The following is a 10,170-nucleotide window of genomic DNA, read 5'->3' on the forward strand; positions in this document are numbered from 1 at the left end:
GAGCACCTTCATGGCATCTGACATCCGCTGCGGGCTGATGGGGGCGTAAACAGAGGGCGAAACATCAGCGGCCTGCGCTACGCGGGAAAGCCCCTGCGGCCCACCCACCCCTGCTGCAAGAGCAGCAAAAGAGACGGCACAAACCAGCAGGCCCCGCCTCAAAGACCGCAGCCCTCCGTCTCGTGGCGTGCTGCACCGGCCTGTCATCTGTGTCTTGCGCATCATGTGTGTCCTGCATCGGGTAAAGGAATGGTGTCGCAACAATAGTCAGGACAGTTTTCACAAAGCAACAGGGCTGCGCAAAACAGACAGGGCGCGTCCGCCGGAAAAAGCGAACGCGCCCTGCTGAAGAGGTAAAAATCTGCCTCAGATCACGGATGGATCAGGAGCCGCAACACACCGGCCACAACGCCAAGGGCGGCAACACCCCCGGCCCACAACCCCACAAACCAGACTAACCGGAGCCACAGGGGGCGTTCTGCTGTGTGCGGCATGGTCGTCTCCCTCAATGGTAGCTCTCACTATGCTCGTTCACCGTGCCACGGAACACATGGTAGGCAAACGCCGTGTAGGACAGGATGAGCGGGATCAGCACCGCAGCCCCCACAAGCAGAAATGCCTGACTGGATGGCGGAGCCGATGCATCCCAGATGGTCATGCCCGGCGGCACGATATACGGCCAGATGGAAATCCCAAGCCCGGAAAAGGACAGGAAAAACCAGCCCAGCGCGCAGAAGAACGGGATACGACGAGACACCTTGCGACGCAGCGCCATGAACATAACAACCGCCAGAGCAATAACTGCCACCGGAACCGGAGCCACAAATAGAATACGCGGCCAGTCCGTCCAGTTTTGCATGTAGTTTGCGTGGAGTGCCGGGGTCCACAGCGAGACACCAGCGATCATCACCAGCATGGCGATGGAAAGAATGCCGGACCATTTGCGCATGGTGTCCTGCAGGCCATTTTCCGTCCGCCAGACCAGCCATGTTGCGCCCAGCAGCGTGTAGCCGCAGGCCACAGCCAGACCGCAGAACAGCGGGAACGGAGCCAGCCAGTCAAACCCGCTGCCCACAAAAGCATTGTTTTCAACATGAATGCCAGACACCAGCGTGCCCAGAATAACGCCCTGCATGACGGTCGCCACAAGGGAGCCGCCACAGAACCCGACATCCCACAAATCCCGCATCCGCTGCGTGTGCATGCGGGAGCGGAATTCAAACGCCACGCCACGCATGATCAGCGCAAAAAGCATGATCAGAATGGGCAGATATAACGCAGGCAGGATGGTGGCGTAGGCGTTGGGGAATACGCCATACAGCGCCGCGCCGCCAAAAATCATCCATGTCTCGTTACCGTCCCACACGGGGGCAATGGTCTGCACCATCACGTTCCGATAGGTCTTGTCCCGCTCAGCGAGGAAGAGAATACCAAGCCCAAGGTCAAATCCATCCAACACGATGTAGATGAAAATGGCCATGGCCGCGAGAACCGCCCAGACAATGGGGAGCCAATAGGCCGCACCGGTCATATCCATGATCAGCTTTCCTTCCCTGTTTCGCCTGCGGCGGCTGTGTTGGAAACGGCAGCCTGCATGGAGGCGGCCCGCTGCGGATCATGCGCATCCGGCCCGACTTCACCCACATGCGGTTCCTGCGCAAAGCCACGCAGAAGGATGCTGATACCCGACGCAAAAACAATGAAATACACAATGACAAACACAACCAGCGTGGAAGCAATGCTCCCTGCTGCGACCGGCGAGGCACTGTCTGCCGTGCGCAGCAGGCCGTAGACGGTGAAGGGCTGCCGCCCGACTTCTGTCGTCACCCAGCCGCACAGCATGGCTATAAATCCGGCAGGCGCCATAACCAGTGCAAACCACTGCAACAGCGCATCCGAACACAGTCGCTTCCGCCAGCGCAGCCAGAGCGAATACACGCCCAGCACCGCCATCAGCATCCCCAGCGCCACCATGATGCGGAACGTGAAGAACACCACGTAAGAGGGCGCACGCTGGTCCTTGGGGTAGTCCTTCAGGCCCGGCACTTTGCCATCAAGGCTGTGCGTCAGAATAAGGGAGCCCATCAGGGGGATTTCCACTTTATACCGCGTGGTTTCATGCTCCATGTCCGGGATACCAAACAGCAGTTCCGGCGCGCGGCTCTGGCTGTCCCAGTCACCTTCCATGGCGGCAATCTTAGCCGGCTGATACTTCAGCGTATTCAGGCCCTGCGTATCCCCCGCCAGAATTTGCAGCGGCGCGACAATAGCCGCCATCCACATGGCCATGGAGAACATGACCTTCACGGCTTCCGTCGGCGCATGCCCTGCCCGTCTGGCCCGCAGCAGATGCCATGCGCCTACGCCACCGACAACAAAAGCCACGCACAGGAAGGCGGCCAGCGCCATATGCACAAGGCGGTAGGGAAAGGATGGGTTGAAGACAATGGCCCACCAGTCTGCCGGGATAAAGCGACCGGTTCCGGGTTCAATCGCGTAGCCCTGCGGGGTTTGCATCCAGGAGTTGGATGAGAGGATCCAGCTCATGGAAATCAGCGTGCCCAGTGAAACCACACAGGTGGCAAAAAAGTGCAGCTTCCGACCAACCTTGTTCATGCCAAACAGCATGATACCGAGGAAGCCTGCCTCCAGAAAGAAGGCGGTCATCACTTCATAACCAAGCAATGGCCCGAGAATAGGCCCGACTTTTTGCGAAAACTGCGCCCAGTTGGTGCCAAATTCGTACGACATGACCAGCCCGGAGACCACGCCCATGCCAAAAACAATAGAAAAGGCCCGCAGCCAGTAGCGGAACAGGTCAAGATAAACCTGCCGCCCGGTTTTAAGCCACAGGCCTTCCAATACCGCTAAAAACGCGGCTAAGCCGATAGAAAAAGCGGGAAAAACAATGTGAAATCCGACAGTGAATGCAAATTGCAATCGTGCCAGAAATAAGGGATCCAGTGCGCCCACGAGGCCCGTACTCCAATCTCAGAACGTACGCGCCTTCAAAACCTGGTCTCGACGACACGAACGCGGTTCTAGTGCGAAACATTTCCGATGCATGCGCCTGAAATGTCGTCGCGTTCTCCGTGGGTGTTGCATTAGGACACCCCTCGCGACAAAGCGTTTGTCGTCATGACATCATAAACAGGCTTTATGTTGAACACGCAGCACTGGGGAAGGTTGCATGTCCGCGCGAGAAAACCCTGCGTAGAGCTGCTATGCCTGTTGGCCTGAAACGGTTTTACATCCGCCGCCTGAAAGGCCAGCGACTGGCTGCCATTGGAGCGAAATGGCCTGCCGAACCATGCCCTGCTGCGTGGCCGCACACTGGCCCGCGCCCACGCTTGCTATGGCAACGTTGCCACCCTCTCCGACCACCTTGGGAACAAGCCGCGTTTTTGCCTACGCCATCGCCAGCTTCTCCACCGTCTACACAGACCAGACCAAAGCAGATTGGAAAGCGTTGTATGCTGCGATTAAGGCGAGGAGAATTTCTGCGCAGTTGCCGCGGGAAGTAAAGAAAATGCCATCGAGTAAAAAATCCCTCCCCCTCTAAAAAACGTAACTGTAATTCGATATCTCAGATAAATGATATCTTACTCAAAATACAAAATAATAATTTGATGTAATTTATTATTTTTTGGACTATCCCATATAAATTTAACAATTAATTGCTTTATAAATATATGTTATATTAAAATTTATAAAGAGAAATCATGATAACTGTGATTTTATAAAATCAAGTAAAATTTATTATTACTGGGAATAGGAATATTCTAAAATGGAATGGGAAAATCTCCTAAAACTTGATCGGCTAAATGATGCTAATTACCCCGAAAAAAAGCATCGTCCACCTTATGTACAAGATGCTGACCGAATTTTATTTTCCACTCCATTTCGTCGATTAGCCAATAAGACACAAGTTCACCCTCTTTATGAAAACGATCATCTTCATCATCGTTTAATCCATAGTTTTGAAGTAGCGTGCGTGGGTCGGTCACTTGGTTACGAAATAGGAACATGGCTCGCAGACGAGTGTAAATATATTCCAAACACGAAAATCGAAATTATACCTGGTCTCGTGCAAGCTGCATGTATGGCTCATGACATCGGAAATCCGCCATTTGGGCATTCTGGCGAAGAAGCAATCGCTTCATGGTTTCGAGAAAAATTTTCTACTCCGCAAGGTATTTTTCAAGATATCTCAAATACTCAACGTCCTGAATTTGAATCCTTTGAAGGAAATGCACAAGGTTTCCGTCTTTTAACCAGAACGGAAATGTATAAAAATAACGGTGGGATGCGTTTAACGCTTGGATCTCTAGGTGCATTCACTAAGTACCCGGTCTCAGCATTCATCAAACAAAAAATTGATGCAGGGAAAAATGGGGACCAACCTTGCTATATTGGATTAAAAAAATACGGTGTATTTGAAAATGACATCGGAACTTTTCAAAGAGTGGCTACAGAGTTGGGGTTACTTGAGACACCAGTTGAAGATTCAAACGAGCAAAAAATTGGATCTTGGTGGCGTCGTCATCCGTTAGCCTTTCTCATGGAAGCAGCAGACGATATCTGCTATAATATCATGGATCTAGAAGACGCTTATTTAGCTGGAAATATTTCTTTTGAAGAGGCAACAACTTTACTCCAAGGGTTAATTACACCACCAAACAAGGCATATCCCGACACAACCCCGGTAGAAATCATTTCACGATATAGAGCCTTAGCGATCACTGGCGGCATTAAGGCATGTGTTCAGGCATTTAAAGACAATTATGCTAGTATAATGAATGGAACTTATCAAAGCGCCTTAGTCGATTCGTCAAATAAAGCAGAAGAATTTGAAAAAATAAAAAATATTGCTGCAGAAAAAATTTTCAATGCTGCGCGCAAAACTGAATTAGAAGTATATGGAAGAAATGTAGTATATAAAACTCTTGATGGAATTCTTCCTCTACTAGATGAACTTCGAGATAAGAATTGGAATATAGACAACATAAGCTCTTATCATTCTCAACTCGTACGGGCTCTTAATTTCCCATTATCCTCTATTAATAATTCGTATGATGCTCTACATTGCTTAACTGATTTTGTTTCGGGAATGACGGATCGGTATGCCGTCAAGGTCGCAAATATGATCAGCCGTTAATAAATCAGTTTTTATAATACACTCAAAATATAAACACCCCCATATTATAGCAGTATTTATCCAAAAAAAAGGGCCTCGCAAGAGGCCCTTTTCAGTCACATAAAACCAGAAAACCTCAAACGGTTTCGTAGTTCTTCTGCACAAACTCATTCAGCAGGCGTACACCAAAACCGGTCGCACCTTTGGGCTGGCCGTTGCGGGGGGTTTTGCTCCAGGCCGTGCCGGCAATGTCCAGATGTGCCCACGGGGTTTCACCCACAAAACGCTTGAGGAACTGCGCTGCGGTGATGGAACCACCCGGACGACCGCCGATGTTCTTCATGTCGGCGATGTCGGATTTCAGCATGGCGTCATACTCAGCGCCCATCGGCATACGCCACAGCTTGTCACCCGTTGCCGCGCCCGCTGCCGTCAGGTTGGCAGAAAGGTCGTCATTATTGGAGAACAGACCTGCATATTCATGCCCAAGGCTGATGATGATGGCACCTGTCAGCGTGGCAAGATCCACCATCAGCTTCGGTGCAAAGCGGTCCCGCGCATACCAGAGGATATCTGCCAGCACGAGGCGCCCTTCGGCGTCCGTATTCAGCACTTCAATGGTCTGGCCAGAGGCACTGCGCACCACGTCACCGGGGCGCTGGGCCGTGCCGGACACCATGTTTTCTACCAGCCCGATCACGCCAACAGCATTCACCTTCGCCTTACGGCCAGCAAGCGCTGTCATCAGGCCGGTCACGGTGGCAGCACCGGCCATGTCTTCTTTCATTTCTTCCATGCCGGCAGCAGGCTTGATGGAAATACCGCCAGAATCAAACGTCACGCCTTTACCAATAAAGGCCAGCGGGGCTTCATCCTTCGCGCCGCCGTTCCAGCGCATAACCACGGTGCGCGGTGCGTTTGCACTGCCCTGTGCCACACCCAGCAGCGCGCCAAAGCCGAGCTTTTCCATCTCGGCCTGCTCAAGCACCTCGACCTCAAGCCCAAGGCTGCGCAGTGTCGTCACACGGGCAGTAAATTCTTCCGGGTTCAGCACGTTGGCCGGTTCCGTCACCAGGTCCCGCGTCAGGATCACACCGCGCGCCACAGCGGCCAGAGGTGCAAAGGCTGCGTCTGCTGCGGCGGGGTCAGCCGTCAGAACCGTCACACTTGCCAGACGGTGCTTTTTCTCAACCGCCGGAGCGCTGTGATACAGCGAGAAGTGATACGCACCCAGCACAGCACCCTGCGCGACAGAGGCTGCAAAACCCTGCGGCACATTGCCCAGCGCAACGGTCGCCTTTTCCTGCGCACCAAAAGCGGAGGCAGCAACGCCACCGGCAGCTTCGGCTTCTTTCGCGCCAAAAGCGTCCAGCTTACCAACGCCAATCAGCACAATGCGGGAAAAGCCAGCGCCCGGTGCCAGCACCACACAGGTGGAGCCGTCTTTGCCGGTAAAGTCATCGGCTTCGGCAGCGCGGGTCAGCGCACCGTTGGTGGCTTTATCTGCGGCAGCAAAAATGGCCGGGCGGTCCTGCCCTTCGGCCAGCAGAAGAGCCAGGGCCCCACCATCGGGCAGGGTCTCGGGAGAAAATGAAATCTGAAGCATAGCGCGCTGGCCTCCTTAAAACGTCTTAGCTTTTGCCTGACTTGGGTACGTCCCGCCTCGCCCCTTGGCAATAGGGCAGCCGGACCCACCTTTAAAAAACCGGCCTTTAAAAAACAGGCAGGGCATGACGCGCCGCCGTTCCTGGCGTATGATAGGCAAATGAGCACCCATACCGACGCTGACCTGCTGGCCCTCGCCGCCAGACTGGCGGATGAAGCCGCCGAAATTATCCGCACCATTCGCGCGCGGGGTTTTGAAACGCTGACCAAAACCGACTCCTCTCCGGTGACGGAAGCGGACCACGCGGCAGAAGCCCACATCCTCAAGGGCCTGCGCGCTGCCGTGCCGGATATTCCGGTAATTGCGGAAGAGGAAGTGGCCTCCGGGCTGCGTGGCGCTGTATCTGAGGCCTACTGGCTGGTGGACCCGCTGGACGGCACGCGGGAATTTGCTGCCGGGCGGGATGACTTTACCGTCAATATCGGCCTTGTGCGCAATGGCCGCGCTGTGCTGGGCGCTATGGCGCTCCCCGCTTACTATCAGCTTTATACAGGTGGCATCGGCCAGCCCGCTCTGCGCCGGGACAAGAACGGCACCACCGCCATCCACACCCGCACCCCACCGGCGGAAGGGCTGAGCGTTCTGGCCTCCCGCCATTATGCGGATGACCCGCGTCTGGCCGAATATCTGGGCGAACGCCGCATTGCGTCCGTGGGCAACATCGGTTCCGCCGTCAAATTTGCGCGCGTGGCAGAAGGCGCGGTTGATTTCTACCCGCGCCTCGGCCCAACCATGGAGTGGGACACCGCAGCCCCGCAGGCCATTGTGGAAGCCGCTGGCGGGCACATCACGCTGCTGGATGGCACCCCGCTGATCTATGGCAAGCCGGACTGGAAAAACCCGCCGTTTGTCTGCACCGGAAAACTCTGACCTTTATGACCGAACGCCTTGCTGCCACCCCTTCTGGCATTGCCACCGCCGCCCGTATTCTGCAGGACGGCGGGCTGGTGGCGTTCGGCACGGAGACCGTTTACGGGCTGGGCGGAGACGCCACGCAACCCGCAGCCGTGGCGCGCATTTTTGAAGCCAAGAACCGCCCGCGCTTCAACCCGCTGATCAGCCATTTTGCGAGTGCGGAGGCCGCCTTTACGCAGGTGCAGGCCAGCCCGCTGGCGCAGAAACTGGCAGAAAAATTCTGGCCCGGTCCGCTCACACTGGTTCTGCCGCGTGCCACCGGCAGCACGGTGAGCGATCTGGCCGCCGATGGCTTGTCCTCCTTGGCCGTTCGCGTCCCGCGCGGTGAGGCCGTTCTGGCATTGCTGGAGGAAGTCGGGCGTCCGGTTGCAGCACCCTCCGCCAATCGCTCCGGCCGCATCAGCCCCTCAGACGCCAGCCATGTTCTGGAAGAATTATCAGGCCGGATTGATGCCGTGCTGGATACCGGCCCCTGCGCCGTAGGGCTGGAAAGCACCGTGCTGGACCTGACCAACCCGGAGCGCCCCTGCCTGCTGCGCCCCGGCGGTGTCTCGGTTGAAGAGCTGGAAGCCGTGTGCGGCCCCCTCGCCCGCCCGGAAACGGAAGCCGATGCAGCACCCCTTTCTCCGGGCCGGATGCTCTCCCATTACGCCCCCAGCCTGCCCGTGCGCCTGAACGCCACCAGCGTTGGCCCGCAGGAAGGGCTGCTGGCCTTTGGCCCCACGCCACCGACCGGCGCTGCGGTGACATGGAACCTCAGCCCCACTGGTAATCTGGAAGAAGCCGCCTCCCGCCTGTTTTCCGGCCTGCGCTTTCTGGACAGTCAGCAACCGACGTTTGACCTGACAGGCCTTGCCGTTCAGCCCATCCCTGAGCAGGGGCTTGGCCTTGCCATTCAGGACCGTCTGCGCCGTGCCGCTGCCCCCCGGCCAGCAGAACCTGATGCGCCATGAGCCAGATGGACCCCAGAGAAATCAAGATCCTGTCCGATATTCTGGCCCTCGTGCTGGAAGACCAAAAGGGGCAGTCTGAAACAGCGCTTGAAGCCATCAAGGCCCGCGCCCGCCGGGATGGCATTACCGGTGGCGCGCTGAAAAACCTGTTTCAGACCCTCGCTCCAGATATTGACCGCCTGACCGCCGCCCGCAAAGCGCGGGAAGACACCGAAATCCGCACTCTGGAAAGCACCATTCACACCCTCCGCATCCAGCTGCATGACCGTGGGGAAGTGCTGAACCGGATGGAGCATAATCTGCGCATTGTGCGCGGCAATAATGAAAACCTGAAATCTCAGCTGCATGTCATGCAGACAGCGCATGCCGAAGCAAGACACATGCTCAGCATGAAGATGATGGAGAACAGCTACCCCCGGCTGATGATTATTTTCGTCGCCGTTATGGCCGGATTGCTGGCAGGCATTGCCGGCACCCAGCTTTTCCACCTGTTTTATACCGCGTTTCATCCCGTGACAGATAACGCACGCTACCTCTATTAAGAAAAATGCGTGATCTGCTCACAGTCTCTTGTTTTATGACACTCTGATTCCCGATCAAGGCTTGCCCCATGTCCGACACGTCCCTGCCCTCCGCTCTTCTTGCTGCTCTGTCTGAACTGCTTGGTCCGTCGGGACTGCTGACCGAGGCCGGGGATACGGACCCGTTCTGCACAGACTGGCGCATGCTCTACCATGGCCGTTGCGCCGCTGTGCTGCGCCCGGCTAATACGGAAGAGTGCGCAAAAGCCGTGGCCCTGTGTGCAGAATACGGCGTGCCAATGGTGCCGCAGGGGGGCAACACCAGCATGGTGGGCGGTGCCACGCCGGATGAAAGCGGTAAGGCGGTTGTCATTTCCACCAATCGCATGACGCGTGTGCACGCCATTGACCATGCCGACCTGACCATGACGGTCGAGGCAGGCGTAACCCTGAAAGCCGCACAGGATGCCGCAGCAGCGGAAGGGCTGATGCTGCCGCTCTCCATTTCCTCGGAAGGCTCTGCTGAAATTGGCGGCATTCTGGCCACCAACGCAGGCGGCAACAACACCGTGCGCTACGGCAATGCGCGGGAGCTGGCTCTGGGGCTGGAAGCTGTTTTGCCGGACGGACAGGTGCTGAACCTGATGCGCCGCCTACGCAAGGACAATACCGGTTACGCCCTGCGGCAGTTGCTGATTGGCTCGGAAGGCACGCTGGGGATTATCACCACAGCCATCATTCAGCTCCAGCCCGCCCCGCGCTCGCGCGAGACCGCATTGTGTGCGCTGGCTGATCCGCAGGGTGTGCTGAACCTGTTTGCTGCCTTCCGCAAGCAGGACCCGGCAGCCATTCAGGCCTTTGAATATATGTCCGGCACCAGCATGGCGCTGGTGAACAGCCTGATTGAAGGGGCCTCCCTGCCTCTTTCCGAACCCGCGCCGGCGTATGCACTGGTGGAACTGGGCAGCCCGCGCGCGG

Annotated in this window: 9 protein-coding genes and 1 pseudogene; 5 read left to right on the top strand and 5 right to left on the bottom strand. The window is 56.3% G+C overall.

Annotated elements, in window-relative coordinates; all coding sequences use genetic code 11:
* The 4 genes and pseudogenes from AD930_RS00200 to AD930_RS00210 form a co-directional block, all read right to left on the bottom strand.
* Positions 1-225 (bottom strand): annotated as a pseudogene (locus AD930_RS00200) (hypothetical protein); the annotation flags it as partial.
* Between the two features lie 146 nt (positions 226-371).
* Complete coding sequence (locus tag AD930_RS17270) at positions 372-494, bottom strand: DUF2474 domain-containing protein (protein ID WP_082781580.1); 123 nt, start codon at positions 492-494, stop codon at positions 372-374.
* Positions 495-505: 11 nt separating this feature from the next.
* Positions 506-1,531 carry a cytochrome d ubiquinol oxidase subunit II gene (gene cydB, locus AD930_RS00205; RefSeq protein ID WP_061504689.1) on the bottom strand — a complete coding sequence of 342 codons (1,026 nt, stop codon included), beginning with the start codon at positions 1,529-1,531 and terminating at the stop codon, positions 506-508.
* Positions 1,532-1,539: 8 nt separating this feature from the next.
* On the bottom strand, positions 1,540-2,973 hold the full coding sequence (locus tag AD930_RS00210) for a cytochrome ubiquinol oxidase subunit I (protein ID WP_061504683.1): 1,434 nt from the start codon (positions 2,971-2,973) through the stop codon (positions 1,540-1,542).
* 814 nt (positions 2,974-3,787) lie between these two features.
* Here AD930_RS00210 and dgt point away from each other — a divergent pair.
* Positions 3,788-5,158 carry a dGTP triphosphohydrolase gene (dgt, locus tag AD930_RS00215; RefSeq protein WP_061504684.1) on the top strand — a complete coding sequence of 457 codons (1,371 nt, stop codon included), beginning with the start codon at positions 3,788-3,790 and terminating at the stop codon, positions 5,156-5,158.
* A 115-nt stretch (positions 5,159-5,273) separates the two neighbouring features.
* On the opposite strand, the gene AD930_RS00220 is transcribed toward dgt, so the two are convergent.
* Entirely contained in the window at positions 5,274-6,743 is a 1,470-nt protein-coding gene (locus tag AD930_RS00220) for a leucyl aminopeptidase (protein WP_061504685.1), read from the bottom strand.
* A gap of 159 nt (positions 6,744-6,902) precedes the next feature.
* On the opposite strand from AD930_RS00220, the gene cysQ reads away from it, so the two are divergent.
* The 4 genes from cysQ to AD930_RS00240 all read left to right on the top strand — a co-directional run.
* Positions 6,903-7,673 carry a 3'(2'),5'-bisphosphate nucleotidase CysQ gene (gene cysQ / locus AD930_RS00225; RefSeq protein WP_061504686.1) on the top strand — a complete coding sequence of 257 codons (771 nt, stop codon included), beginning with the start codon at positions 6,903-6,905 and terminating at the stop codon, positions 7,671-7,673.
* A gap of 5 nt (positions 7,674-7,678) precedes the next feature.
* The gene (locus tag AD930_RS00230) at positions 7,679-8,671 is read left to right on the top strand and encodes an L-threonylcarbamoyladenylate synthase (protein ID WP_061504687.1); all 993 of its coding nucleotides are present in this window, start codon (positions 7,679-7,681) and stop codon (positions 8,669-8,671) included.
* Entirely contained in the window at positions 8,668-9,213 is a 546-nt protein-coding gene (locus AD930_RS00235) for a hypothetical protein (RefSeq protein ID WP_061504688.1), read from the top strand. Before AD930_RS00230 ends, AD930_RS00235 begins: the two co-directional genes overlap by 4 nt.
* A 68-nt stretch (positions 9,214-9,281) precedes the next feature.
* The coding region (locus AD930_RS00240; protein ID WP_156476773.1) for an FAD-binding oxidoreductase at positions 9,282-10,170 on the top strand (889 nt) is incomplete at its 3' end.

Origin of the sequence: Acetobacter malorum, assembly GCF_001580615.1 — a bacterium.
Classification (GTDB): Bacteria; Pseudomonadota; Alphaproteobacteria; order Acetobacterales; family Acetobacteraceae; genus Acetobacter; species Acetobacter malorum.